At 64.6% G+C, this 25,944-nt stretch carries 22 protein-coding genes; 9 read left to right on the forward strand and 13 right to left on the reverse strand.

Features of this window, described 5'->3' with window-relative positions; all coding sequences use genetic code 11:
• Positions 1-13 precede the first annotated feature (13 nt).
• The gene (locus V6M39_RS06920; protein WP_332643038.1) at positions 14-2,392 is read right to left on the reverse strand and encodes an immune inhibitor A domain-containing protein; all 2,379 of its coding nucleotides are present in this window, start codon (positions 2,390-2,392) and stop codon (positions 14-16) included.
• Between the two features lie 265 nt (positions 2,393-2,657).
• Between V6M39_RS06920 and V6M39_RS06925 the strand changes: the two genes are divergently transcribed.
• Positions 2,658-3,110: a CAP domain-containing protein gene (locus tag V6M39_RS06925; RefSeq protein WP_332643039.1), complete on the forward strand. Its 453-nt coding sequence runs from the start codon at positions 2,658-2,660 to the stop codon at positions 3,108-3,110.
• A gap of 210 nt (positions 3,111-3,320) precedes the next feature.
• The gene (gene cspE, locus V6M39_RS06930; protein WP_056214575.1) at positions 3,321-3,524 is read left to right on the forward strand and encodes a transcription antiterminator/RNA stability regulator CspE; all 204 of its coding nucleotides are present in this window, start codon (positions 3,321-3,323) and stop codon (positions 3,522-3,524) included.
• 116 nt (positions 3,525-3,640) lie between these two features.
• Here cspE and V6M39_RS06935 read toward each other — a convergent pair whose 3' ends face one another.
• Positions 3,641-3,811, reverse strand: a complete 171-nt coding sequence (locus V6M39_RS06935; RefSeq protein WP_332643045.1) for a hypothetical protein — start codon at positions 3,809-3,811, stop codon at positions 3,641-3,643.
• A 208-nt stretch (positions 3,812-4,019) separates the two neighbouring features.
• A complete protein-coding gene (locus tag V6M39_RS06940; RefSeq protein WP_332643048.1) occupies positions 4,020-5,117 on the reverse strand; it encodes a PQQ-dependent sugar dehydrogenase in 1,098 nt (365 codons plus the stop codon).
• 54 nt (positions 5,118-5,171) lie between these two features.
• Here V6M39_RS06940 and V6M39_RS06945 point away from each other — a divergent pair, with 54 nt between their 5' ends.
• Positions 5,172-6,659: a protein kinase domain-containing protein gene (locus V6M39_RS06945; protein ID WP_332643050.1), complete on the forward strand. Its 1,488-nt coding sequence runs from the start codon at positions 5,172-5,174 to the stop codon at positions 6,657-6,659.
• 85 nt (positions 6,660-6,744) lie between these two features.
• Positions 6,745-7,131, forward strand: a complete 387-nt coding sequence (locus tag V6M39_RS06950) for a thioredoxin family protein (RefSeq protein WP_332643053.1) — start codon at positions 6,745-6,747, stop codon at positions 7,129-7,131.
• Here V6M39_RS06950 and V6M39_RS06955 read toward each other — a convergent pair whose 3' ends face one another.
• Positions 7,132-8,253: a serine hydrolase domain-containing protein gene (locus tag V6M39_RS06955; protein ID WP_332643054.1), complete on the reverse strand. Its 1,122-nt coding sequence runs from the start codon at positions 8,251-8,253 to the stop codon at positions 7,132-7,134.
• A 78-nt stretch (positions 8,254-8,331) separates the two neighbouring features.
• On the opposite strand from V6M39_RS06955, the gene V6M39_RS06960 reads away from it, so the two are divergent.
• Positions 8,332-9,957: a protein kinase domain-containing protein gene (locus V6M39_RS06960; protein ID WP_332643055.1), complete on the forward strand. Its 1,626-nt coding sequence runs from the start codon at positions 8,332-8,334 to the stop codon at positions 9,955-9,957.
• A 1-nt stretch (position 9,958) separates the two neighbouring features.
• Here V6M39_RS06960 and V6M39_RS06965 read toward each other — a convergent pair whose 3' ends face one another.
• The 3 genes from V6M39_RS06965 to V6M39_RS06975 form a co-directional block, all read right to left on the reverse strand.
• Complete coding sequence (locus tag V6M39_RS06965; protein WP_332643057.1) at positions 9,959-10,741, reverse strand: MBL fold metallo-hydrolase; 783 nt, start codon at positions 10,739-10,741, stop codon at positions 9,959-9,961.
• A gap of 21 nt (positions 10,742-10,762) precedes the next feature.
• Entirely contained in the window at positions 10,763-11,719 is a 957-nt protein-coding gene (locus V6M39_RS06970) for an EamA family transporter (RefSeq protein WP_332643059.1), read from the reverse strand.
• Between the two features lie 102 nt (positions 11,720-11,821).
• Complete coding sequence (locus tag V6M39_RS06975) at positions 11,822-12,928, reverse strand: serine hydrolase domain-containing protein (protein WP_332643060.1); 1,107 nt, start codon at positions 12,926-12,928, stop codon at positions 11,822-11,824.
• Positions 12,929-13,299: 371 nt separating this feature from the next.
• Between V6M39_RS06975 and V6M39_RS06980 the strand changes: the two genes are divergently transcribed.
• The 3 genes from V6M39_RS06980 (at position 13,300) to V6M39_RS06990 (ending at position 17,933) form a co-directional block, all read left to right on the forward strand.
• Positions 13,300-14,694: a GntP family permease gene (locus V6M39_RS06980; RefSeq protein WP_332643061.1), complete on the forward strand. Its 1,395-nt coding sequence runs from the start codon at positions 13,300-13,302 to the stop codon at positions 14,692-14,694.
• A 2-nt stretch (positions 14,695-14,696) separates the two neighbouring features.
• Complete coding sequence (locus V6M39_RS06985; RefSeq protein ID WP_332643062.1) at positions 14,697-15,230, forward strand: gluconokinase; 534 nt, start codon at positions 14,697-14,699, stop codon at positions 15,228-15,230.
• A gap of 126 nt (positions 15,231-15,356) precedes the next feature.
• Positions 15,357-17,933 carry a DEAD/DEAH box helicase gene (locus V6M39_RS06990; protein WP_332643063.1) on the forward strand — a complete coding sequence of 859 codons (2,577 nt, stop codon included), beginning with the start codon at positions 15,357-15,359 and terminating at the stop codon, positions 17,931-17,933.
• Here the strand turns inward: V6M39_RS06990 and V6M39_RS06995 are convergent.
• The 5 genes from V6M39_RS06995 to V6M39_RS07015 all read right to left on the reverse strand — a co-directional run bounded on the left by V6M39_RS06995 (position 17,930) and on the right by V6M39_RS07015 (position 22,564).
• Complete coding sequence (locus tag V6M39_RS06995) at positions 17,930-19,192, reverse strand: histidine-type phosphatase (RefSeq protein ID WP_332643064.1); 1,263 nt, start codon at positions 19,190-19,192, stop codon at positions 17,930-17,932. The two genes, V6M39_RS06990 and V6M39_RS06995, sit on opposite strands and share 4 nt — an antisense overlap.
• A 50-nt stretch (positions 19,193-19,242) precedes the next feature.
• Positions 19,243-19,806: a nuclease-related domain-containing protein gene (locus V6M39_RS07000; RefSeq protein ID WP_332643065.1), complete on the reverse strand. Its 564-nt coding sequence runs from the start codon at positions 19,804-19,806 to the stop codon at positions 19,243-19,245.
• 97 nt (positions 19,807-19,903) lie between these two features.
• Complete coding sequence (locus V6M39_RS07005) at positions 19,904-20,575, reverse strand: nuclease-related domain-containing protein (RefSeq protein WP_332643066.1); 672 nt, start codon at positions 20,573-20,575, stop codon at positions 19,904-19,906.
• Positions 20,576-20,647: 72 nt separating this feature from the next.
• A complete protein-coding gene (locus tag V6M39_RS07010; RefSeq protein WP_332643067.1) occupies positions 20,648-21,892 on the reverse strand; it encodes a hypothetical protein in 1,245 nt (414 codons plus the stop codon).
• A gap of 93 nt (positions 21,893-21,985) precedes the next feature.
• Positions 21,986-22,564, reverse strand: coding sequence for a DUF6642 family protein (locus V6M39_RS07015; protein ID WP_332643069.1), 579 nt, complete (start codon positions 22,562-22,564; stop codon positions 21,986-21,988).
• A 98-nt stretch (positions 22,565-22,662) separates the two neighbouring features.
• On the opposite strand from V6M39_RS07015, the gene V6M39_RS07020 reads away from it, so the two are divergent.
• Positions 22,663-23,241: a hypothetical protein gene (locus V6M39_RS07020; RefSeq protein WP_332643070.1), complete on the forward strand. Its 579-nt coding sequence runs from the start codon at positions 22,663-22,665 to the stop codon at positions 23,239-23,241.
• Here the strand turns inward: V6M39_RS07020 and ppdK are convergent.
• The gene (ppdK, locus tag V6M39_RS07025) at positions 23,238-25,922 is read right to left on the reverse strand and encodes a pyruvate, phosphate dikinase (RefSeq protein ID WP_332643071.1); all 2,685 of its coding nucleotides are present in this window, start codon (positions 25,920-25,922) and stop codon (positions 23,238-23,240) included. The genes V6M39_RS07020 and ppdK overlap by 4 nt on opposite strands.
• Positions 25,923-25,944: the final 22 nt, after the last annotated feature.

Below are 25,944 nucleotides of genomic sequence, written 5' to 3' on the forward strand. Positions count from 1 at the left end.
ACCGTGGTGAAGGTCAGTTGAACCTGACCTTCATGCTGGTGCCATCCTCCGAGAGGACCCGAACCTTGACGCCAGCTGCGGGCAGCTTGACGCCGTGGTTGGGGAGCTGCGCAAACCAGTACTTCTTGGTGTCGTCGAACAGCGGCTTGGCAGCCTGACCCCGGATGTAGCTCGGAACGCCGTTGGTGTGCAGCGTCATCGAGTCAGCCTTGTGCAGCGAGAACGGCGCGTCGTACATCTGGATTCGCGCCCGCCACGGTGCGCCCGTTGCCTTGTTGATGATTGGCGTCGGGTTGGCATCGATGGGCAGGTTGCGGCCCGTTCCTGCGTGCTGGTTGGTGTTGTTGTCGCCGACTGAGGTGTCCCAGTAGGAGATCAACAGACCGTGACCGTACTTGTAGTGCTCGACCCAGTCCGGCTTCGTGTTGTTGAAGCCGAAGTTGTAGGGACCAGTCTTCAAGTAGCGGTCATATGAGACGTACGAACGGTGACCCATGACGTAGTAGTTGTCGAACAGCGACGTCGTTGTGGCTCCAACGATCGAGAACCCATCGAGCTCCCACGCCGTTCCGCCGTCCTCAGCACCGTCCTCCAACAGGGTTTCGGCACCAGCCGACACTTTGATGTCATCGGCATACAGGCCGGGAAGCGCCAGACCACCGTCGGTCTTGTAGTAGAGGCGTAGCTTGATGGCCTGGCCGTCATACGCGCCAAGCGGCACGTTGAGGTCAGCCCACGTCTCCTGCTCACCGTCGATCGCCGGACGCCCTGAGGTGTCGACACCAATGGGCGCGCCGTTGATCGTGCCGTCCAGCGAGGTCCAGTTGTCTCCGCCATCGGTGGAGGCCTGAACGTACGCGTAGTCATAGTCTTCTTCGATCGAGTAGCGGACCTTGGCGGTCAGCAATCCACCGGTCTTGCCGGTGAGGTCGACGTCAGTCGTCTGCGAGTTGGCGAGATCGTCGCCGCTGCCGGAGAAGAACTGCTTCGTTCCGGAGGCCGGCGCACCGTTGTCGGTGGTGACCTCCTTCTTGGGCAGTACGACGACCGCACCCTGAGCCTTGGCAGTGTTGTACTCCTGCGGGCCCATCACGATCGTCTTCTCCTGGTGCGTGCTCAGCGTCTCGTAGTCGAGCCAGCCGAGCTGCAGCTTCTCCCACGCGCCGAGGTCGCCGGCTCGCGTACCGAGAGGTTCACCCGCCGCATTGAGTCGACTCTGCGCCATCAACGTCCAATACTCATTGGAGTTGTCGCCGCCACCTGATGTGTCGTACGCGTCCGGGAGGCCGAGGTCGTGTCCGTACTCGTGGACGAAGACCGACAGGCCGCCGTTTTCGGGCTGGACCGTGTAGTCGCCGACCCAGAGGCCGGTTTCGCCAACCTCGGTGCCGCCGAGCGGGTTCTGAGCCGGGCCGGTGAATCCGGCGTCGGTCAGGAATGCGTACCAGCGGTGCGACCAGATGGCGTCCTCGCCCTGCTGCGGGTCACCATCAGCCTCGTCGCCACCTGCGTGGACGATCTGGAAGTGGTCGAGGTAGCCGTCCGGCTCGTTGAAGTCGCCGTCACCGTCGAAGTCGTAGCGGTCGTACTTGTCGTACTCCGCCATCGCCGTCTTGATCTCGGCGTCGGTCTTTCCGGCAGCGTGCTGCTGCTCGACCCATGAAGCGAGCGCATCTCGGATGAGGTCCCAGGTCGTGGCGTCCTCGCGGCCGTAGCGGGCCTCGTTGTAGGGCACCTTGACCCAGTCAGAGACCTGGCCGTCGACGGAGTAGCGACCCGACGACTGCGTCTTGTAGTAGGTCGAGAGCGACTCGGCGCCAGCGGACTTCTTGAAGTAGAGGTCCTGGAAGTGCTGCTGGTTGAAGTCGGACTGCCAGACCGTCGTGTTGTCCTTGCTGCGGTCAGGCTCGGGGATCTTGTTGTGAAGCGGACCTTCGAAGGTCGTCGGACCGGGGGTGTCGGGGTCTGTGTCGACATCCGGGAAGTCAGGATGACGTTCGTTGCCGAACTCGACGAGGATCACGAAGACCTTGTCGGCGCGTTCCTGCGACAGCTCGACGTACTGATCGCGCGTCTTGCCCGCCTTCCGGCTCTCGTAGGTCGAAGCCTTCTGGTTGGCCCGGCGAGCGGCTTCGGCGGGACTGACACCCTTGCCGACCTTGACGACGGTGCTTCCGTCCTTCTCGACGGCCTTCAGGTCGCCATTGAGAACACCTGTGAGAGCGGTCTCTCGCAGCGCTCGGCGCTTGTCCTCCAGAGGGTTGGGCAACTCGTCTTTCTTGTCAGCGCGATCGCTGCCGGAGACGGGTGGTGAGGACTGGGCTGTACTCGGAGCCGCATAAGCGAGACCAAGCGAGGCCGCGAGTCCTAGGCCGACAAGGCCTGAGGTCACACGCTTCACTATTTTCCCCCTACTTACTGATAAAGGTCGGACGGTCGTCCGGCCGGTTAGTGAGCACACCCTTGTGGGGAGTGCGTCGGCACAACGTGCTCAACTTAGGCAACTTTCAGGAAGATCGGCAGTCTTGACTTAGGTATGAACTAGTTATAAAGAACTAGTTCGACACCCCTCCCCTTCCCTCAAATGACTAGTTCTTACGAGTCAGGAATTCCCGACCACTGCGTGCGTATTTTGGCCCGCAAGGGAGGGAGACCCTATGAAGATTCGCAATGTTTTGTCCTGCTTGGCCTTGTCTGTTGGCCTCCTCGTAGCGCTGCCGGGAACTGCAAATGCAGCTGCCTCGGACGACTACGAGGCGCAGGTGATCACCTCAACCAACAATTACCGGGTCAAGTACGACCGGGTGCCGCTCAAGACCGCATCATGTGTCGACTATTACGCCGAGCGCCATGCAAAGTGGATGGCGGTCAACCAGACCATGAAGCACCAGAGCATGAGCAGGATCCTGTCTGCCTGCAAGCTCAGCCGCGTGGGCGAGAACATCGCCTACGGCTATTCGAGCGGTCAGAGTGTGGTGTACGCCTGGATGAGGTCAACGGGTCACCGAGCCAACATCCTCAAGTCCAGCTATCGACAGATAGGTGTGGGTGCGTACCAGGACTCCAGGGGTCGTTGGTGGGTCTCACAGGTATTCGGTAGGCGGGCCTAGCACTGTTACGGGCTCATGAAACCTTGGCTCAGATAACGGAAAACACTTGCTTTTGGCCCGGGGCGGTGCCCTAGGGTTGATCGCAGTTGCACGACGTTGGCCGTACGAGATGAGTTCCTTTCGGGGTGTTTGTTCTTCTCAAGGTTGGATGTACGTCGCGACAGCCACTCGCGAAAGTCGGGGGTGGCAACTCGCCAAGAGGAGTACGACATGGCAACAGGAACCGTCAAGTGGTTCAACGCTGACAAGGGCTTCGGATTCATTGCGCCCGACGACGGCAGCGAAGACGTATTCGCGCACTTCAGCGCGATTCAGTCGAGTGGCTACCGCTCGCTGAACGAGAACCAGAAGGTCGAATTCGACGTCGAGCAGGGCCAGAAGGGTCTGCAGGCAGCGAACATCCGGCCCCTCTAAGCAAGCCGACAGGCTCGCGTGAGGTCGGGGCCGGCTTGCCGTCCCCTCTGAATCTCAGAGAACGTAGAAAACCCCCGGAGCGTGCTCCGGGGGTTTTCGCATTCGGGGAAGCCGGTTCAGATGTGCCCGCCCTCGTCCCAGGCGTGCCGACCAAACTCCGCTGCCGTGGCGATGTAGCTCACGTCGCTGTCGGGGTGACCGCCAAGCGTCGTCAAGCGGTGCGCGGGGAATCGCTTTGCTGCCTCGCGGACCTGTGCGGGGTCGATGTCGAACGAAGAGTCATCCATAAAGCCGAGGTTATCCTCATGTTCGAGACGGCAAAACCCTTACTGATCGGTAGTTTTGGTTGATTTGCCGGTAATGACCGTCAGTCGCCCGAGCCGTTCGACTTACCGGGTTTCGATACGCTCGTTCCTCGCTACTCAACCACCTGGTGGTTGAGTAGCGAGGCCGCCCGCGGCCGACGTATCGAAACCTCGTGAGCCGAAAGGCTTGCTAGAGCGTCACACGGAGGATGCGGTCATCATCTGAGGCAGGCCGACCTCGGCTGTCGGTGTTGCTGGTCGTGACCCACAGCGACTTGTCGGGCGCGACGACGACATCGCGGATGCGTCCGTACTTCCCCGTGAACAGCGCCTTGGGCTTGCCGGCCGACTCGCCGTCGAGCGGGATCATCCAGAGGCGTTCACCCCTCAGCGCTGCCATGAATGCAGTGGAGCGGGTGATCGCGAGTCCGGCGGGAGATGCCTCATCAGTGCTCCAGGTGACCTTGGGAGACACAAAGCCCGGGTCGTCTGACTCCCCCTCGAACCGCGGCCACCCGTAGTTCTTGCCCTTCTCGATCAGGTTGAGCTCGTCTCGCGAGTCCTGGCCGAACTCCGACGCCCACAGGCGTCCGTCGGCGTCGAATGCCAGACCTTCGATGTTGCGGTGCCCGTACGACCACACCTCGTTGTCGAACGGGTTGCCGTTTGCCGCACGTCCATCCTTGTCGAGCCGGAGGATCGAACCGTTCGGGCCGTTGCGGTCCTGTGCGTCCTCGGGAACTGCGCCGTCGCCGATGGCCAGGAAGAGGTGCCCACTGCCGTCGAACACCAGTCGCCCGCCGTGGTGATTGGCCGCCGAGCGCACGCCGGTGAGGAGCGGCTCGGGGCGGCTGATCCGGTTGCCGTTCACGCTGAGCCGCACGAGGCGGTCGTCAGAGCTGGTGCTCATGTACGCGTACAGCACCGACTCGTCGTCTGGATCGAGCGCGATGCCCATCAGGCCGCCCTCGCTGGTGGCGGAATCGGCGCCTTGGACGGGTCCGAGGTCGGTGACCTCGCCGTCAGGATCGATGCGCACAATGGATCCAGCGTCGCGCTGCGACACGTACGCCGCACCACTGGCGAGGAACGCAATGCCCCACGGAACGTTGAGCCCGGTCGCGATCGTGGACGCCACCTTGGGGTTCACCGCTCCGTCCGGGGTGGTCGCTGATGGCGTTGGTGTGGTCTGTGTTGGCGTCGTTGGCTTGTCGTCGCTGCTGCAGCCGATCAGGGACGCGGCGCCAACCGCTGCAATGCCGGTGAGGAACGTGCGCCGTTCGATCATGGGCTCGATCATGCCCGGTCGGGACAACTAGTCACAACGAACTAGAATGAGTCAATGCCTGCAACACTCTCGGATCGCTATCGCCTGGACGCTCTCATCGGCGACGGCGGCATGGGCGAAGTGTGGAAGGCACACGATCCGGTGCTCGATCGCGTCGTCGCCGTGAAGGTCATCCGGCCGCATCTTGCCGGCGACACCAGGATCCGCGAGCGACTCCGTACGGAAGCGCAGCTTGCTGGGTCTCTGCGCCATCCCGGCATCGTGGATGTCTTCGACTACGGCGAGCACATCGACGGCGACGGCCGTACGACGCCGTACCTCGTGATGCCGCTCGTTGATGGCGTCACGCTGTCGGAAGTCCTCGCGTCACGGGGTTCCTTGCCGCTCGGCGAGACCATGTCGATCGTCGCTGAGATGGCGAGCGCACTCCAGACCGCCCACGGGGCTGGCATCGTGCACCGTGACCTCAAGCCCGCCAACGTGATGCTCACCGCGTCCGGCCGGGTGATGATCCTCGACTTCGGCATCGCCCGATCGACGGGTGGCGAGTCGCTGACCCAGACCGGCGCCATGGTCGGCACCGCCGACTACCTCAGCCCGGAGCAGGCTGCGGGCCACCCGGCGACGTACGCCTCCGACCTGTACGCGCTCGGCATCGTCGCGTACACCTGCCTCACCGGCGCTCCCCCGTTCCGTCGTGAGACTGATGTCGGTACGGCGCTCGCGCACCTGCATGAGCCAGTTCCGCCCCTGCCTTCCGAACTGGCGATGGCTGATCCGCTGATCCGGTCGCTGCTGTCGAAGGAGCCGACGCATCGACCCTCCGCCGGTGACGTGGCCGCGATTGCGGCGACGATGGCGACACGTCTGCCCACCACCAGCAAGAACAGCACCGAGCACACTCGTACCGACCTGACCCCGCTGCCTCGAGACGACCGTGACACGACGGCGACCATTGACATCGTTGATGCCAAGCGCCGTCGCCCGCGCAGGGCGCTGTGGATCGCTGCAGCCATGCTCGCGCTGGTCGGCGTGCTCGCTGGCGGATTCGCGTATGCAAACCGCCCCGTCAAGATCGCGGTGCCGAATGTCGTCGGCATGTCCAGTGTCGAGGCCGCTTCCACCCTCGGCCGTGCCGACCTCACGCTCGAGACCCGCGAGGCCAACGTCGCAGGTCACAAGGCAGGCGAGGTCATCAAGCAGTCGGTCAAACCCGGCACCGAAGTTGGCGAGGACGCTCTCGTCGAGCTCACGGTTGCCACCGGCCTGTTTGCCCTGCCCAAGGATCTCGTCGGCAAGCCGTACGACGAGGCCGCAGCTGCTCTGGAGGATCTCGGACTCAAGGTCAACAAGGCGCAGAAGCTCTCGCAAGAAGAGTCCGACACCGTCCTGTCGGTCGACCCCTCGGCTCTGGCGAAGGCTGGCGACACGATCACGCTGACGGTGTCCTACTCGTTCTTCGACTTCGACTTCAACGGCGATGACGACGACCGAGACCGCGACCGCGACCGGGACAAGAAGAACGACGACGACGACGACTAGTCACCCAGGTTGGTGGTTGAGTGACATGCGGGAATGTTCGTTTGGCCGGGTTTGTTGAATTGGTTGTAGTCAACGAAAGGCAGTCATGAGCACCATCAACCTGACCAAGGACAGCATCGACGAGGCCGTCTCCGCCGACGGGATCACGTTGGTCGACTGGTGGGCTTCCTGGTGTGGCCCGTGCATGAAGTTCGGCCCCGTCTACGAAGCCGCGAGCGAGCAGCACCCCGATGTCGTGTTCGCCAAGATCGACACCGAGGCCGAAGGTGAGCTCTCAGGCGCAGCTGGCATCTCCTCGATCCCGACGCTGATGGCATTCCGCGACGGCATTCTGGTGTTCTCACAGCCCGGCGCACTCCCGGCTGCGGGCCTCGAGCAGGTCATTCAGGCGGTCAAGGGGCTCGACATGGACGACGTACGTCGCCAGGTCGCCGAAGCCGAAGCGGCTGAGGCAGCCCAGGCGGAGGTCTGACTACTTCAGGGCGTCGAGCACTGCGCCGGTGAAGCTGTTGGGTGAGATCACGGTCTGATCCGTCGGCATGGTTCCCATGCGTACGGCCACGACGCCCTTGGACGGCACGACCGAGATGATCTGCTTGCCGAAGCCGAGCGCCCAATAGGCGTCATCGGGCGCCCGCGGGGCAAGCTGGCCGACGTACGCGTTCTCATCGTTGGTCGAGCCCGTCGCGGTCAACGCGCCGAGTACCGTCCCGGACCGGTTGACCCACCACAGCAACCCATACGCGGCGTTGAGCTCGGTGGACGACTTGCCGGTCGCCTCGCCGAGGTAGGTCTCAGAGACGATCCGCTTGCCGTTCCACTCGCCCCCGCGCATCGTCATGAGGCCGAATCGCGCAAGGTCGAGGCAGGTCGACGAGATGCCCGCGTACGTCGACGTGTGCAGCGATCGATCAGGGATCCACGTGGTGTTGGACATGCCGAGCGGACCGAACAGGTGTGTTGCCGCATACGCAGCCGGCTCCTGCCCGGTCGCCGCCCTCAGCACCGCAGCGAGGGTTTGGATCGCTGAGTTGTTGTAGTGCCAGACGTTGCCGGGTTCGGCGTCTTGCTTGAGCCCGACGGCGAAGGCAGTCTTGTCGACGGCGCGGGCTGCCATACCGATGTAGTCGGTCTCGAAGTCCCAGTGACGACCTGAGTCGTTGGACAGCAGGTTGCGGATCGTGACGTCTTCGGACGGCGTGCCGATCCATTCGGGGATGTACTTCGATGCCTTGTCGTCGAGCGACAACTTGCCCTGGTCTTGGGCGATGCCGACGAGAACTGACGTGAACGACTTGGTCACCGAGAACACCGGCTTCTTGGTGTCGGCCTTGGATCCGCGCCAGTACTTCTCATGCACGAGCTTGCCGTCGCGGGTCACGACCTCACAGTTCGAGCGGTTGCCGGCGAGCAGCCGGTCGAGCTTCCTCAGCCCCGAGCGCTCGAATCCAGCCCCATCAGGATCGATGGTGTCCCACTGCTCTCCCGGATCCACGGTCGCCGTCGGAACCGGCTTGGGTGCCGGCGCGTCACCCGAGCAGCCACTGAACAGTGCCATCGCGGCGATGACCGCCACAGCGGCGCGGAACGTCATAGTTCATTGTCGCTTGAGGGGCGGTCACGGCGGCCCGCTCAACAGGAGAAGTCTGCCAATCCGGCATACCGTTGGTCGGTGCCCACTATCCTCAGCGATCGCTACCGCCTTGACGCCGTCATCGGCACCGGCGGCATGGGCGCGGTGTGGCGAGCTCACGACCAGCTGCTCAATCGCGAGGTCGCCGTCAAGGTCATTCGAGACCATCTCGCCGACGATGAGTCGATCCGCGAACGCCTCCGCACCGAGGCTCACCTGGCTGGCTCGTTGCACCACCAGAACATCGTCGACGTCTACGACTATGGCGAGCATCCCGACGGGCACGGCCGAACGACGCCCTACCTGGTGATGCCGCTGGTCGACGGCGTCTCGCTGTCCGCGATGCTCAAGTCACGGGTGGCACTGCCGGTCGGCGAGACAATGTCGATCATCGGCGAGATGGCGAGTGCGCTTGCCGCGGCCCACGAGGCCGGCATCGTCCACCGCGACCTCAAGCCAGGCAACGTCCTGCTCACGCCGTCGGGCCGGGTGATGATCCTCGACTTCGGCATCGCCCGATCGACGGGTGGCGAGTCGCTGACCGCAACGGGCGCGCTCATCGGAACTGCCGACTACCTCAGCCCAGAACAGGCGTCCGGACGTCAGGCCACATACGAATCGGACCTGTACGCGCTCGGGGTCGTTGCCTACACCTGTCTCACCGGCGCTCCCCCGTTCCATCGCGAGACCGACGTCGCCACGGCCCTCGCGCACATCCAGGCTCCGATTCCCGAGCTGCCGCAGGAGATCTTGGCCTCGGGCATCGGTCCGCTCATCGAGAGCTTGCTCGCCAAAGAACCCGGTCATCGACCGTCCGCGAGCGAGGTTGCGGCGATTGCAGGCGAAATGGCGACCACGGTGCCGACCGAAGTGGACAGGGCCACTGATCCCGATGCGACACAACCGGACGGGGTCGCAGCGACTGCAGGCATGGCCGCGGCCGTTGCCTCGACCCAGACGGACCCGATACCGGTGGCCGCGGCGGGAGGGGCGGGAGTGGCCGCCGCGACCGTTGCAACCGAAGAGGTGCTCCCAGAGCGCCATCGCTCGAGGCGCACCGTCCTGATCAGCTCCGCCTTGCTCGCGATCGCCGCAGTCGTGTTCGCACTGATGAATCCGTTTGGAGCGAACACGGTCGAGGTACCGGACGTACGCAAGATGACGAGCGTTGAAGCGGCGTCAACACTGGCGGGCAAGGGACTGAAGGTGACGACGCATGACGTTGACGCTGCGGGCTACAAGACCGGCGTGGTCGTGACTCAGTCACCCGATCCTGGGTCTGACGTGGACGAGAACAGCGTGGTGGACCTCGGCATCGCCACCGGACTCGTCAAGATCCCCAAGAACCTGGTCGGCAAGTCATATGAGGATGCCGCGAAGATCTTGGACAAGCTCGGACTCGAGCCGCAGCGCAACGACCAGCCATCCGGTGAACCCGTGGGCACGGTCACCGCTGTGGATCCCTCCACGCGTGCGGAGCCGGGCACCAATGTCGTTCTCACCGTCTCAACTGGGTCTGGCAGCACAGGTTCGGGCAAGGACGAGGACAAGGACAAGAAGAAGGACGACGACAACAACAACGACCCAGCCCCTGAACCGACGGCACCAGCAACCACCGAACCGACCGAGCCGCCCGTCGAGGAAGAACCGGTGTCGGAGGGGTGACCTACGCGTTCACTGTGGTGGTCTCGCCGGGATCAAGCCAGGTGATCGCGGTCTCCGCGGTGGCGAGCACGTCTTCGGCGTCGCCTCGGCCCTGCTGGAAATGTGACCATCCCTCGTAGTGCACGGGGATAACCGTGGCTGGCTTGATGAGGTCGATCAGTTCGACGCCTTCCGTGGCGTCCATCGTGTAGCGGAACCAGCCAGACAGATAGCGGAACCGCACCGAGCCCAGATGCAACAGCATCGTGCCGACCTTGAGGCGCTTCGCGACGTCGCGAAGCCCGCCGTACAGCACTGTGTCGCCAGTGACCCAGAGCTCGCCATGCTCCTGGCCTTCCCACCTGAGTGAGAAGCCGACGACCGGGCCGGTGATCGGGTCGCTGCCAACCGGGCCGTGACGGCATGGGGTCGCGGTGATCGTGATGCTCAGCTTGCCGGGCGCCTCAAGGGTTGTCGTCTCCCACGCGGCGAGTCCCACGGTGTTGCCGCCGAGCTTCTTGGCGCCCTTCTTGGTCGTGTAGGTCGTGCCCCACGTCGGCAGCAGCGCCTCGGCGCTCGGGTCGAGGTTGTCGCCGTGATGGTGGTGGCTGACGAGGACGGCGTCGATCGGGCCAAGATCCTTGGCCAGGACCGACGGTCCGACCAGCTTGCGCGACATCGTGCCCCAACCGAAGAAGTAGCGCTTGCCGGGCGGGTCGAAGGTCGGGTCGGTCAGGATGCGCCATCCGCCGACCTCGATGAGCGCAGTCGGGCCGCCGATGTGCGTGATCGTGACGTCAGTCATTCCGGAGAACCTACGCGAGAATCATGGCGTTTGCAGTGATTTCGCGACCTGTTCAACCACCGGTGGTTCGGCCGGAGCAGCCGGCGCCGGATTCCTGCGTTCGGACGATATGACGAGGGCGACAGCCGCGACGACGATCGCACCACCGGCCACGATCGGCCAGGTGATCTTCTCGTCGAGGATCAGCCAACCGAGGAACACCGCGATGACCGGATTGACGTATGCGTAGGTCGCGACAAGCGAGATCGGTGCGTTGGCGACGAGCCACACGTATGCGGTGAAGGCGACGACCGAGCCGAAGATGACCAGGTAGGACAAGGCCCACCACGTCTTGGCCGGGTAGTCGAAGGTCATCGTCTCCCCCACCGACAGACCGAGCGCGACCATCATCGCGCCGCCGAAGATCATCTCCCAGACTGCGACAACGAAGGGGTTGGCCGGCAGCCAGAGCCGTGGCTGGACGTACGAGCCGAGCGCCCAGCAGGACGCGGCGAACAGCACGATCAGGGCTGGGCCCAGAGCGAAGTCGCCCGCTCCGCGTCCGAACAACACGAGCAGAGCAAGTCCGGCGAAACCGAGCAGCACGCCCGCGATGGTCTGGGTGTTGGGCAGATCGCGTTCGATCGCACGGAAGATCACGATGATCAGGGGCGCCACGGCGATTAGTAGTGCCGTGAATCCGGAGGTTGCACCCTTGTCCTCGGCGACCGACACGAGTCCGTTGCCGAGCAACGGTAGGCACAATCCAAGGAAGGCCGTACCGGCGATCTGCCGCCGGGTCAGCGCGAGAAACTTGAATCCTCGGCGTATGGCGAAGAAGGCACCGAGCAGTAGGCCGGCCGTCGCGAACCGCAGGCCCATCGAGGTCATCGGTGGTGCGTCTTCGACGACAACGCGAATGCCGAGGTAGGTCGAGCCCCATACGACGTAGACGATTGCGAGAGCGACAGCGACCAACCCGGTACGTGGAGCGGCCACGGCGTCACAGTCCTCTCGTTGACTGACGCAAGCCTAGGGTCCGGGTCGGACAGGTGTCGTGCGGGATTTCGGCCACCTCAGCACGAGATTCGGCCACGTGCGTCAGGAGATGCGCAAGGCCTTCAGGACCAGGTCGGCGAACGCCGAGAACGACAGCTGTTCCGGGGTGTTGGGGCGCGATCCCATACGTACGGCGACGAGACCCTCGGACGGGATCACCATGACGTACTCGCTGCCGTATCCGAGCGCCCAGAACGTGTCCTCCGGTGCCTTGGGTGCGAGCTGCCCCTTGTAGGGCGGCTTGTCGCTCGGGAACCCGGCGGCGCGGTCGATCGTGACGATGCGGCCGGGCTTGTTGACCCACCAGAGCAGTCCGTATGCGGCGTTGAGCTGCGACGATGACTCGTTGGTGGCTTCGGCGACGAACGAGTCTGAGACGAGCTGCTCGCCCTTCCAGGCACCGCTTCGCATCATCAGGTAGCCGATGCGGGCGAGATCGCGACAGGACGAGTCGATGCCTGAGTACGTCGTGGTGTTGCCGGCGTTGTCGTGCGCCCAGGTGGTGTCGCGCATGCCGATCGGATCGAGAAGCCGCTTCTTGGCGTACGCGGCGACATCCTGTCCGGTGGCCTTCTCCAGCACTGCCTCTAGGGTCTGCACGGCCGAGTTGTTGTAGTCCCACTTGGTGCCGGGTCGGCTGTCCTGGCCGAGTCCGATCGAGAAGGCCGTCTTGTCCGGTGCTCGGCGGATCATCTGGCTGTAGTCGGTGTTGTAGTCCCAGTGCCGGCCCGAGGTGTTGGAGAGCAGGTCTCGGATCGTGACGTTCCGCGCGGCGGTGCGTCGCCATTCGGGAATGTACTTCGATGCCTTGTCATCGAGCGCCAGCTTGCCCTCGTCGGCGGCGATGCCCACAAGGATCGCAGTGACGGACTTGGTGATCGAGTACGCAGGCCGCGTCGAGCCTTCGCCCGTGCTGTGCAAAAGACGCCCGTCCTTGACGACCGCAAAGCATGTGGTGCGAGCAGCGGCGAGCTCACGATCGACCCTCGCGAAGTCACCCTGTTCGGCAACAGCCCAGTCCTTGCCCGGGTAGATGAACGTCGGCGTGGGAGTCTGCGTCTGCGTAGTCGGCTCAGCAACCGGCTTCTCAGGCTCACTCGAGCAAGCCGCCAGCAAGACAAGAGCAACCACAGCAGCGACAGCACGCATGGGCCGACCGTATCTCGCTGGTTGAGTAGGAGGCCGCCCGCGGCCGACGTATCGAAACCACGCAACACAACAGGCTCGCTCAAGCATCTCGACTCACCAGGTTTCGATACGCCCTCGTCCCCAGGGCTACTCAACCACCGAGATGCCACCGTCTCGCTGGTTGAGTAGGAGGCCGCCCGCGGCCGACGTATCGAAACCAAGCAACACAACCGGCTCGCTCAAGCATCTCGACTCACCAGGTTTCGATACGCCCTCGTCCCCCAGGGCTACTCAACCTCCGAGATGTCCGCCGCCTGCCCAGCGGTTGCGGGCCTCTGACCTTCGGGCAACACTGGCGACAACCCAGTGCCCCCCACATACAGGAGTCGACCGTGGATCCCATCGATCCGGCATACGGAACATCGACGTTGATGATCATCGCGGCACTTGCGGTGGCTCTCTTGCTGTTCCTCATCATCAAGGTCCGCCTGCACGCATTCATCTCGCTCGTCCTCGTCAGTGTCGTGACGGCCGTCGCCGCGGGAATCCCACTCGTAGACGTCCCGGCCGCATTGACATCCGGGTTCGGCAGCACGCTCGCGTCTGTGGCTCTGTTGGTTGGTTTCGGAGTCATGATCGGACGCTTGTTGGAGGTGACCGGCGGCGCCCAAGTCCTCGCCGACACCCTGGTCGGACGGTTCGGAGAGAAACGTGCACCGTTCGCGCTCGGCGTGGCCGCACTGATCTTCGGTTTCCCGATCTTCTTCGACGCCGGACTGGTGGTGTTCCTGCCGATCATCCTGACGGTGGCTCGGCGATTCGGCGGCTCGGTGCTCTATTACGCACTCCCTGCGGCCGGCGCGTTTGCTGCCATGCACGCCCTCGTCCCGCCCCATCCCGGACCGGTCGCAGCCGGCACGGTCCTCGGTGGTGACATCGGCATCATTCTGCTTGTCAACCTGCCCATTGCACTTCTGGCCTGGTACGTCGGTGTCTTCCTTGTGTCGCGTTTTCTCGGCTCGAAGTTCGATGTCCCCGTGCCCGACATGCTGTTCGGCGAGGTCAACGGAGGCTCGAACGGTTCGGACACCGCGACCAAGACGATTGCCCCCAGCTTTGCCACCGTGATCAGCCTGTTGGCGATTCCGCTCGTTCTGATCTCGTTCAACACGGTCCTCACCACGCTGATCGCGGGCGGATCGATCGACGAGGGCAACTCAGTCGTCGATTTCCTCATCCTGCTCGGCAACACACCGATCGCGCTGCTCATCACGCTGCTGGCGGCAATCGCGGTGCTTGGCACGCGCGACCGTACTCTCAACGAGACGACGGAACTGCTCGACAAGTCGCTCGGACCGATCTGCTCGATCATCCTCATCACTGGTGCAGGCGGCATGTTCGGCGGTGTCCTGCGCGCCAGCGGCATCGGCGAGGCGCTGACCTCATCGCTGTCCGATCTGGGCATACCGCTGCTGCTCCAGGCGTTCCTGATCGCCACCGCGCTACGCGTCGCACAGGGCTCGGCCACGGTGGCGCTGACCACGGCGGCCGGTCTGATCGCATCTCAGGCTGACGGACTCGGCGACCTGCGTATCGCCCTGCTGGTCACCGCGATCGCTGCCGGCGCGACGGCGCTCTCCCATGTCAACGACTCGGGTTTTTGGCTCGTCAGCCGTTTCTTCGGCATGGATGAGAAGACGACGCTGAAGACGTGGACCGTGATGGAGACGACCCTCGGGCTCTCGGCATTCGCAATCGCCGCGGTGCTCTGGCCGATCGCCGGTTGACGGTGGGCTCTACAGCGAATGAGTCTGGCGCAGCGGCCGCCCGACAGATCGTCGTGATGGGTGTCTCGGGCACCGGCAAGAGCGTGATCGGCACGGCACTCGCCGAACGACTTGGCTTCGTGTTCATTGAGGGAGACTCCTTCCACCCGGAGTCGAACATCCAGAAGATGTCGGCGGGTACGCCGCTGAACGACGAGGATCGGCAACCGTGGCTCGAGCTGTTGGCAGCCAAGCTCGCCGCCAACCGCTCCGCAGGAAACGGGTCCGTACTTGCGTGCTCGGCCCTCAAGCGCGCCTACCGCGACACCCTGCGTCGAGGTGCGAGCGATGCGTACTTCCTGCACCTCGACCTGCCGTTCGACGTCCTGCGCGAACGGATGGAGAAGCGAGAGCACTTCATGCCGTCCTCGTTGCTTCAGTCGCAGTTCGACACCCTCGAACCGCTCGAGAGCGATGAGCGTGGGCACGTCCTCGACTTTGACGCTCCGATCCCCGAGGTCATCGAAGCGGCAGCCACCGCAGTGCTCGAAAGCTGATCTGGCCAGCTCGCCACCATCTCCGCTGGTTGAGTAGGAGGCCGCCCGCGGCCGACGTATCGAAACCCCGTGAGATGAAGACCTGCCCGTTTTGGATGGTTTGGGCGCGTGTTGGACAATGGAGGGATGCCCACATCGACTGATCTGCGCCTAATGCTGCGCTATCCGGTCGATTTCGAGGTCGCCGAAGATCCGGCAGAGTCGCGCTTCGTCTTTCATGGTCCAGACGGCGAACATCGCGCCACTGCGAGCGAGTCGATCGGACCGCTGAGCCAGGGCATTCGTGCCATGTCGGCGCACGCTTCGGTACGCGCGTGGGCGACGCCCGCGATCCTCGCGCTACGCATCATGGCCAAGGGCAATCTCGGCTCCCCCGAGGCCTCCGAGCTCACCCAGCTCCAGCAAGCCGCCACCGCGATCCCGAGCGGCGGCGCGAAGGTCAAGGCATTCCTCCAGGCTCTCGCCGTCGATGCTCCAGCGGCTGCGTCGACCCCGCAGCGGCAGGCGTACGTCTCCCCGCGCGCAGCGCAGCCTCGAGAGCGCGAGCGCCTGTTCTCGTACATCTTCGAAGTCACGTTCTTGTACGAGCCCGAAGAGCAGCTGATCGCCGAGATCGAGCTTCGCATCAAGCCTCGGGACAGCTCATTCGGCGCTGCGCGTGCCAGGGACGTATGGGCACAGGACAACCACCACCTCGGCCCCGGCGTACGCCAGTCGACCCGCACGATGCTCACCCGCACCGGCGACACCTGGCCGCCCGCGGCACGTCTGCTCGCGGACATCTCGAAGGGCACGGTCCGCGTCACCGCCGACGAGCTCGCGCTGCTCGGCGACGGTCGTACGGTTTCGCATCTGATGGCGGCGCACATCGACGTACGGTGGCCGCCCGATCTCGTACGCACCTTTGAGACCAAGGCTGTCGTCGGACGCCAGGAGGCTCCCGGTTCGGAGCGAGCCAAGGCGTTCGCCGCCGATCAGCTGTTCGACTTCAAGTGGCAGGTCGCGCTCGGCGACAAGACGCTGACCCAGACCGAGCTCGACCAGCTCGCGACGTCGCAGACCGGACTGCTCAAGCTGCGCGATCAGTGGGTGTTCGTCGACCCACGCCGCCTGCAGCGCGTCCTCGAGCGCGGCACCCGCACCATCACCCCCGGCGAAGCACTGCGCGCTGCCGTCTCGGGCACACTCGTGGTCGACGGGCTCAGCACCGAGGTCGACACGGTCGGGTGGCTCGAAGACCTGCGTCGCAAGCTCGCCACTCAGGACCGCGACATCATGCCCGCCGTGCAGCCGCACGAACTGGACGGCACGCTGCGCGAGTACCAGCTCCAAGGCCTGCAGTGGATGACGCAGCTGGTCGACCTCGGACTCGGCGGGATCCTCGCCGACGACATGGGTCTCGGCAAGACCGTCATGCTGATCGCCCTGCATCTGCAGCGCGCGCGTACGACGACAGCTCCGACGCTGGTCGTCGCCCCCGCCTCCGTGCTCGGCAACTGGGAACGCGAGATCAAGCGCTTCGCACCAGGCGTCAACGTACGGCGCTATCACGGTGCCAGCCGCCGCCTCGACGGCGTGAAGGACGGCTTCGTGGTGACGACGTACGCGACGATGCGTGCGGACGCCGACTTCCTGCGCTTCCATCAGCCCGGCTGGGGTCTGGTCGTCGCCGATGAGGCGCAGAACGTCAAGAATCCGCGCGCCCGTACGGCACAGGCGCTGCGTACGATCCCCGCCGAGGCGCGGCTCGCGCTGACCGGTACGCCGGTCGAGAACAATCTCTCCGAGCTCTGGGCGATCCTCGACTGGACTACGCCGGGACTGCTGGGCACATACGAGCAGTTCCGCGTGCAGTGGTCGCGGCCGATCGAGGCTCGACGCGACAAAGCCAAGGCCGCGGGTCTGTCGCAGCTGATCCGCCCGTTCGTGCTGCGTCGCCGCAAGTCAGACCCCGGCATCGCGCCCGAGCTGCCGCCCAAGATCGAGACGGATCACACGGTCAACCTCACGCGTGAGCAGGTCGGCCTGTACGAAGCGGTCGTCCGCAACACACTCGCCGAGATCGAGGCGGCGGTCGGCATTCAGCGCCGTGGTCTCGTGGTCAAGCTGCTCACCCAGCTCAAGCAGATCTGCAACCACCCGGCGCACTTCCTTCGCCAGTCGGACGGTCGCCTGCCCGCTCGTTCAGGCAAGCTCACCGTCTTCGATGAGCTGGTCGAGGAGATCGTCGCCGAGGATGGCGCGGTGCTGGTGTTCACCCAGTACGCCCAGATGGGCCGGCTCCTGTCGCGGCACCTGGACGAGAAGAAGATCAAGAGCCAGTTCCTGCACGGCGGCACCACGATCAAGGCGCGCGAGAAGATGGTGCACAAGTTCCAGGGTGGCGAGGTGCCGGTCTTCGTGCTGTCGCTCAAGGCCGCCGGTGTCGGTCTCAACCTCACGAAGGCCGATCACGTGATCCACTTCGACCGCTGGTGGAACCCGGCCGTCGAGGACCAGGCCACGGATCGCGCTCACCGCATCGGCCAGACCAAGAACGTGCAGGTCCACCGCCTGATCAGCGAAGGCACGATCGAGGAGTCGATCGACGAGCTCATCCGGTCCAAGCGGTCGCTGGCTGACGCCGTGGTCAACGGCGGCGAGGGCGCGTTGACGGAGCTGTCAGATGCCGAGCTCGCCAAGCTCGTGAAGCTGCGCCACTAGAGCAGGCAGCTCTTGAGCTGCGTGACCGTGTAGAAGTAGCCGTTGGGTTCGGACGGCGTGCACGATGCGCGGAACTTCACCGGCACCTCGTTGTGGCGAATCGTCACCAGCGTGGGGCTGCCCGACTTCTTGTAGGCCACCCACTCGATGCTTCCGGCCGGCAGGCCAGCGATGCGGCCACGCCACGGATTGTTGGCCCGGGTGTAGTAGCTGCTCGCTGACGCGTGAAGGTCGCTGCCGGGAATCCTGATCAGCGCCGCGAACGGGACGGTCGTCTCGCCATGTCCGAGTCTGAACACGGCAGCCGTCGATCCGCCCTTGATCCGCGCATCCAGGCGCGAGAAGAAGTTGCTCAGCAGCGGCTTGGCCGCTCTGTACGAGTTGGTCTGCCCGGCGACGCCGGGACCATACTCATAGAACTTCTCAGCGTCCTTCACGTATCCGAGAATCCGCGCGTCCTCCACCGGTACGTAGTCCTCGAAGTTCACGGAGGTGTGACCGGCCATGGCAGGGCCTGTGGAGTAGAGCACGTAGATGTCGAGTGCCGCGGACACCGGCGCAGAGAGGCTGTCGACGTACGACTGGGTGTACAACGTGCGGAGCACGTTCCTGGCCCCCACGCCCACGCCTGCGGACTTCTTGATCTTGGAGATGGCTGTGCGTCCGGCGGAGGTTGAGCCATTGGGGAGCTCAAGGAGTGACTCGCTGGTGGTCGTCGTCGCGTAGGTCAGACCGTCGACCACCGAGTCGATGCCGTACCGCATCGATGTGGCGCTCTGCTTGGTACGTGTGTACGTAGACGTCACCCGCGCAATCCGGTCACTCGGCGCAAGGGTCGTGAAGAAGTCCTCGTAGTTTTCGGCGGTGCGCTTGCCAATGCCCTGCCATTCGGCTTTGCCGAGATCGGTGAGCCTGCCGTAGCCGACACTGCGTTCGGCCGCTTGGAACGCTGCAAGGTCGTTGTCGAATGATTCGCCGACAGCTGTGACCTTGCCCTTCGACTTGGCGGCCTTCCAGATGTTCAGTGCGCGAGTCTCGGCGGAGGTGCTGGTCATGGAGCGGGAACCGTGACGGGCAACCGTTTCGATGAAGAGCATCTTGTATCCGGCTGGCGGGGTCAGCACCGGTGGCGTGGCGGCGGGATCGACGTACGGCGTCTGGTTGGCGTACGGCGACTCAAGCTCGACGGCTTGCGCGGGACCGACCAGGGCAGCAGCCAGCACGGCAAATGCTGCGCCGAGCTTGACGGCCTTCGACATGTGTCTCCCAGACGGTAGGTGCGCTCTGGGCAGTCTACGGCGGGGGCGGATCAGGCTGGCTGGAATTGCTCGCTCAGGTAGGCGTGGAGCTCCGTGCGTTGCTGAGCAGTCAGCGGTCCACGCCGTTTGAGCAGCTTGGCCGCACCGCGAAGAGTCGTCGCGGGCACACCACCGACGACCAGCGGCCCCACCGGGAGGTCTGCGCCGATGAAGCAGAACGCACCCGACACAGGCACGGTTGGCATCGGCCCGACAGCCATCGCCACGCGTACGGCGTCGATGTGCCGGCGCATCGAGTCGGCGAGCGCCGGGCGTACACGGCCATTGACGACGAACGCGTCGCGTCCGCGATTGGCGCGCACCTTGCGACCCCAATAGTCCTTGGGATCGAGCACGAACACGCCCGAAGGGGCAACCACGATGATGTCGACCTGTCCGTGAACCTTGCCAGAGCCAACGCGGCGGTTGAACAGGAACTGCACGGAGTCGCCCAGCGTGCTGGTGAGCACCTTCGTGGCTTCACGTTCGCCGGTGTCGCTGTACACAAACGGTGCCGTCGACACGAACTCGTGTTCCAACGAAATTTCGGGCGTGCGTGAGTCGCTCGCGTCCATTCGGGGCTCCCTCCCGGCGTGCTCTGTCGAGAATTCTCGGGGAGGTTGAGCCCTGTGTCCAATCGAAACGTCGGCGCAGGCAGCGCTTGAGCTCAGCTCAGGCCGGTGGGAACTCCGCACCCAGGTACTGATGGAGCGTCGAACGATCCTCTGCGGTGAGCGGACCAGCACGTTTGAGCATCTTCACCACGCCACGTGGTGTCGTTGCCAGCACGTTGTCGACGAGCATTCGCCCCCACGGCAGATCGGCCTCGATGAAGCAATAGGCCGCTGAAACCTCAGCTGCAGGGATCGGACCCTCCGACACCGCTATGGCCACGGCGTCGATGTGACGTCTCATTCCGAGTGAGAGAGCGGGCCGCAACCGGCCGTCCACGACGAATTCATCCCCGGCACGGTTCGCTCGAATCTGTTTTCCTGCGTACGCCTTGGGATCGATGACGAAAACGCCGCCGGGCGCGATCGCGATGATGTCGATGCCCCTACGCTCAGGACCGATGCCGAGGCGCCGGTTGTAGAGGAACCGCACAGAGTCTCCGAGATCCCGATCGAATCTCTCGGCCACGGCTCGCTCCGCTGCGGCACGCTTCGCGAACGCCGTCGTCGTGTGCGGGACCTCGGTTCGTCCGATCAGCCATCGCCCGATCCACGGGTGTGCCGCGGTGATCCGTGCCCGGCGCTCGACAACACGCTGCTCGTGCGCAGCCAAACGCCGTTCGTACTCACGCTGGAACGATCCTCCAGGCGTGCCTGAATCCAAGGCATCCATTCGGGTCTCCCTCCCGCAAAGCCTGATCCGAGTCTGCGGGAGATTGGTCGTCAGCGTCGCGGAATGAGAAAATCAGCGCAGGCAGCGCTTGAGTTCGGCGACTTCGTAGAAGTAGGGCTCAGTCGACTTGCAGCCTTTGCGGAACTTCACCGGCTGCTCGTTGTAGCGCATCGTCACGAGTACGTCTTTGGCCCTGTTGCGGTAGGCGACCCATTCGATGTTGCTGCCGAGCCCGCCAGTGACGCGGCCGCGCCAGGGGTTGTTGTTGTACGTATAGACGTCACGCTTCGTGGCTTGCTTCTCGCTGCCGGGCAGTCCGATCAGAGCAGCGAACGGCATCGTCGTCTCACCGTGCGCAGGCCTGAAAACGGCGGCCGTGGATCCGCCCGCGACGCGCTTGTCGAGCTCGGCGAAGAAGTCATCGAGCACCGGCGCGGACGCGCGGTAGGAGTTGTCCTCTCCCACGACGCCTGGCCCAAACGAGTAGAAGTTCTGCGCGTCTGTCGCATACGCGAGCACCTTGGCAAGTCTCAGCGGCACGTACTTCTCGAACGTCACGCTGGTGTCGCCTTGCATGCCCGGCGCGGTCGAATACAGCTTGTAGATGTCGAGCGCCTTGCGGGTGGGGTCGTCGAGGGAGTCGACGAATGCCGGGGTGTAGAGCTCGCGGAGCAGCGCCTTCGAGGCGTCGACGACGGTCTTGCCGGTGATGATCTCATTGATCGCGCTGTAGCCGGCGGGCGTTGCGCCGCGGGTGATCAGCAGACTCTTGTCGTCGATGCGCTCAGCGAGCTTGAGGTCCGGAACGACCCGCTTGAGGCTGACGATCATTGCGTCGGCACTCTGACTGGTGCGCTGGAATGCGGTGACCTTGTATGCGATCTGGTCGCCCGCGGCAGCGGCCTGCTTGAGGTAGTCGCCGTAGTTGTCTGCCGTACGCCGCCCGATGCCGGCCCATTCGAGCTTGCCGATCGCGCCCATCCGCCCGTAGCCGATTGCGCGCTCGGCCTCCTGAAACGTCTCGAGGTCCTTGGCGAATGTCTCCCCGGTCGGTGTCAGCGCGTTCTGCTTTTCGGCGTCATCCCAGACCTTTCGGGCTCGCTGCTCCGCCAGCGAGCTGGTCAGGGAGCGGGAGCCGTGCCGTGCCACGTTCTGGATGAAGATCGGCTCGTAGCCCTTCGGCGGCGCCTTGATCGGCGACGCAGCCGCGTTGCCGTACGGCGTCTCCTTGTTGTAGCGCTCATCGACCGGCCCCGCGGCTTGCGACGAGAGGAAGGTGCTCAGAATCGCCGTGAGCGCCGCAATGAAGTTCATCATGTCGACCTTCACTGTATGTATGCCCGCCGACTCCAAGCGGTACGCCCGCGCCTCCACACGGTGAACGGCGCGCAAACACTCAGGTCTGCGGCACTAGCCCTCGCGGTAGACCTTGGCCTTCGTCGCCACGACGAGTCCGACGGCGTCCGACATCGAGGAGTTGTGCTCCAGCAGGCCCCGGAAGATCGTGTCGACTCGCTTGGCTGCCGCCAGACGAGGCAGCAGGAGCAAGTCGAACGCGGCGCTCTCGAGCCAGCTGACCTCGGCCGTGTAGCCGACCACAGCTCTGGCGCCTGTCGCGTCGGCCAGCTGCATGAGCGTGTGGTCCCTGGCCGTACCAACCATGCGCCCGAGATAGAGGATGCGGCCCGCGAGCTTGCCGTCCAGCAGCGGAGCCAGCTCATTGAGCGAAAGAGCAGATCCGCCGAGGTCGATCTTGAGCTCGCCGTCCGTCTCGGAGCCGTGACACGCGAGATAGACGACCGGGAACCTGGCTCGCGAAAAGCGACGCAGCTTCGCCAGATGGTGCTCGAGCTCGTATTGCGTCGTCACATCGCGGTGATAGAACTGCGCCTCATTCAGTCGCTCCAGCAGCTCGAGCACCGGCAGCACCGATTCTCTGCTGCGAACGGAGTCGTCCCAATCACCCTCGAGACAGAAGATCGATGTCATCCGGTCGTCCCCTCGCGCCTGGGTCGCGGACTGCGACACCGCTGAGCCTATCGAGATATCGCGTTCTAGCTCGCGCTCGTCGTGGGAGGGTGTCTGCCATGCAGACTCCCAAGGGTGCCGGATTCATCGCCGCTGTCGCGATCCTCACGCTCACAGTCATCCAGCTCGCGGTCGGAGCATTCGCCGGCCTGGACCAGTTCGAGGGCAAAGGTTTCGGCTACCGGCTCATCGCCTACCCGTTCCTGATGCTGATAGTGCCGTTCATCTGGTGGCGCGTGAGTCGTCGCAAAGATCCGGACGCCGAGCTGCCGTGGGGCGCGTTCGCGCTGATCATGTCGCCGTTCCTGGTCGACGTCAGCGGCAACACCGTCAATCTGTACGACTCGGTCGATTGGTGGGACAACGCCAACCACTTCTTCAACTGGATGTTGCTCCTGTGGGGCTGCGGGCTCCTCCTGCGCCTCCTCTGGACTGGGCCGGCGTGGAGCCTCGTCCTCACCATCACCGGACTCGGCGCGATCTTGGCTGTCGGTTGGGAGCTCGGCGAGTGGTACACCTTCATCCGCCGCGGCACCGAGCTCGACGGAGCATACGAGGACACCCTCAGCGACGAGCTGCTCGGCACGCTGGGCGCGCTGTTGGCAGGCCTGATCGTAGGTCGGAAGGCCAGGACCTAGCGAGAGTCCGAACCCGTACCCGCCGACCGGCCAGCCTCAAGGCGAGCAACCGGCACCCGGTAGGGCGAGCACGACACGTAGTCGAGCCCGACCGAGTCGAAGAAGTGGATCGAGTCCGGGTCTCCCCCGTGCTCACCGCACACGCCGAGGTGCAGGTCAGGGCGCACTTTACGTCCCTTGCTGACCGCCATCGCCACCAATGCGCCGACGCCGTCGACGTCCAGCGACTCGAACGGCGACACCGGGAAGATGCCCTTGTCGAGGTAGGTCGAGAAGAACGAAGCCTCCACGTCATCGCGCGAAAAGCCCCACGTCATCTGCGTCAGGTCATTAGTGCCGAAGGAGAAGAACTCCGCCGACTCGGCGATCTTGTCGGCGACCATCACCGCGCGTGGCAGCTCGATCATGGTGCCGATCTTGAACGCCAGCTTGGCATTGGTCTCCTTCTGGACCTCACCCGCAACGGAGATGACCTCGGCCTTCATCAGCTCGAACTCCTGTGAGGCGGCGACCAGCGGGATCATGATCTCCGGTTGTGGGTCGCCCCCTTCGTGAATGCGCGCTGCGGTGGCTTCGAGGATCGCCCGCGCCTGCATCTTGAACAGACCGGGGATGACGATGCCGAGCCGTACGCCGCGCAGCCCGAGCATCGGGTTCTCCTCGTGGAGGCGCTTCACGGCGTCGAGCAGCTTGTGAGTGCGCGGCTCATCCGTGCCGTGCTCCTCCTCGTGCGCGACTCGTACGGCCAGCTCGGTGTAGTCGGGGAGGAACTCGTGCAGCGGCGGGTCGATCAGCCGGATCGTGACTGGCAACCCGTCCATCGCCTCGAGAATGCCGACGAAGTCTTCGCGCTGCAGCGGCAACAGCGCGTCGAGCGCCTCGTGCTGCTGCTCGGGCGTCTCGGCCAAGATCAGGTGCTCGACGAGCTCGCGACGGTCGCCGAGGAACATGTGCTCGGTGCGGCACAGCCCGATGCCCTGGGCGCCGAACCTGCGGGCCCGCGCAGCGTCCTCGGGAGTGTCGGCGTTGGCTCGTACGGCCAGCCGGCGCTCGCCGTCGGCGTGCTCCATGAGCGCGGTCACGGCTCGTACGAGCTCGTCACCTGCCGCTGTCTCGTCGCCCTCGAAGTAGCGCACCACGACTGAGTCCATCACCTCGACGGCACCTTCGAAGATCTCGCCGGTCGTGCCGTCGATCGAGATCAGGTCGCCCTCACCGATGACGGTGCCGTCGGCGGCGGTGAACTTGCGGGCCTCGAAGTCGATCTCGAGCTCGTCGGCGCCGCACACGCACGTACGTCCCATGCCGCGTGCGACCACCGCAGCGTGCGAGGTCTTGCCGCCTCGGCTCGTCAGGATGCCGGTGGCGGCGACCATGCCAGAGAGATCGTCAGGGGTCGTCGTGCGGCGTACGAGGATGACGTCTTCACCCTTGGCCGCCCACTCGACAGCGGTCGGTGAGTCGAATACGGCCTTGCCGACGGCTGCGCCCGGCGAGGCGTTCATACCCTCGCCGATGAGGTGCCGCTCGGCCTTGTCGTCGAAGCGCGGGAACATCAGCTGAGCCAGCTGCGCTCCTGTGACCCGGTTGACGGCTTCGTCGAGGTCGATCAGGCCCTCCTCGGCAAACGAGTGGGCGATGCGGAACGCGGCCTCGGCCGTACGCTTGCCGACGCGGGTCTGCAGCATCCAGAGCTTGCCGTGCTCGACGGTGAACTCGATGTCACACAGGTCCTTGTAGTGCTTCTCGAGGCGATCCATGATGTCGATGAGCTCGTCGTACGCGGCCTTGTCGATCTGCTCGAGGTCGGCGAGCGGGACGGTGTTGCGGATGCCGGCGACGACGTCCTCACCCTGGGCGTTGACGAGGTAGTCGCCATAGACGCCCTGCGCGCCGGTCGCCGGGTCGCGGGTGAACGCGACGCCTGTACCGGAGTCGTCTCCCCCGTTGCCGTAGACCATGGTGCAGATGTTGACGGCGGTACCGAGGTCGTCGGGGATCTGCTCCTGGCGGCGATAGAGCCTGGCGCGGTCGGTGTTCCACGAGTCGAAGACCGCCAGCACTGCCATGTCCAGCTGTTCGCGGGGGTCCTGCGGGAAGTCGCCGCCGGCGTGCTCACGGATCACGTCCTTGTAGGACTCGACGAGCCCCCGCAGGTCGTCAGCGGTCAGGTCAAGGTCGGCCTTGGTGCCGCGCTGGGTCTTGAGCGCGTCGAGAACCTCGGCGAACTCGCTCGACTCGATGCCGAGCACGGTACTTCCGAACATCTGCAGCAGCCGCCTGTAGGAGTCGTACGCAAACCGCTCGTCGCCGCCGGCCACCTTGGCCAAGCCCTTGACCGACTCGTCGTTGAGGCCGACGTTGAGGACGGTCTCCATCATCCCGGGCATGGAGAACTTCGCGCCAGACCGTACCGACACCAGCAGCGGGTCGTCTGGATCGCCGAGAGTCTTGCCTCTTTCCTTCTCCAGCCTGGCGAGGTGTTCGCCGACCTCGTCGGCCAGACCAGCGGGCTCCTTGCCCTCGGCGAGGAACGCTCGGCACGCGTCGGTGCTGATGATGAACCCGGGCGGCACCGGCATACCCAGCCCGGTCATCTCCGCAAGGTTCGCTCCCTTGCCGCCCAAGAGATCCTTCTGGTCCATCCCGCCTTCGCTGAAGTCATACACATACTTGGCCATGCCGCGAGCATGACTCAATGAC

It is taken from the genome of Aeromicrobium sp., assembly GCF_036675695.1.
In the GTDB taxonomy this organism is placed as follows: Bacteria; Actinomycetota; Actinomycetes; order Propionibacteriales; family Nocardioidaceae; genus Aeromicrobium.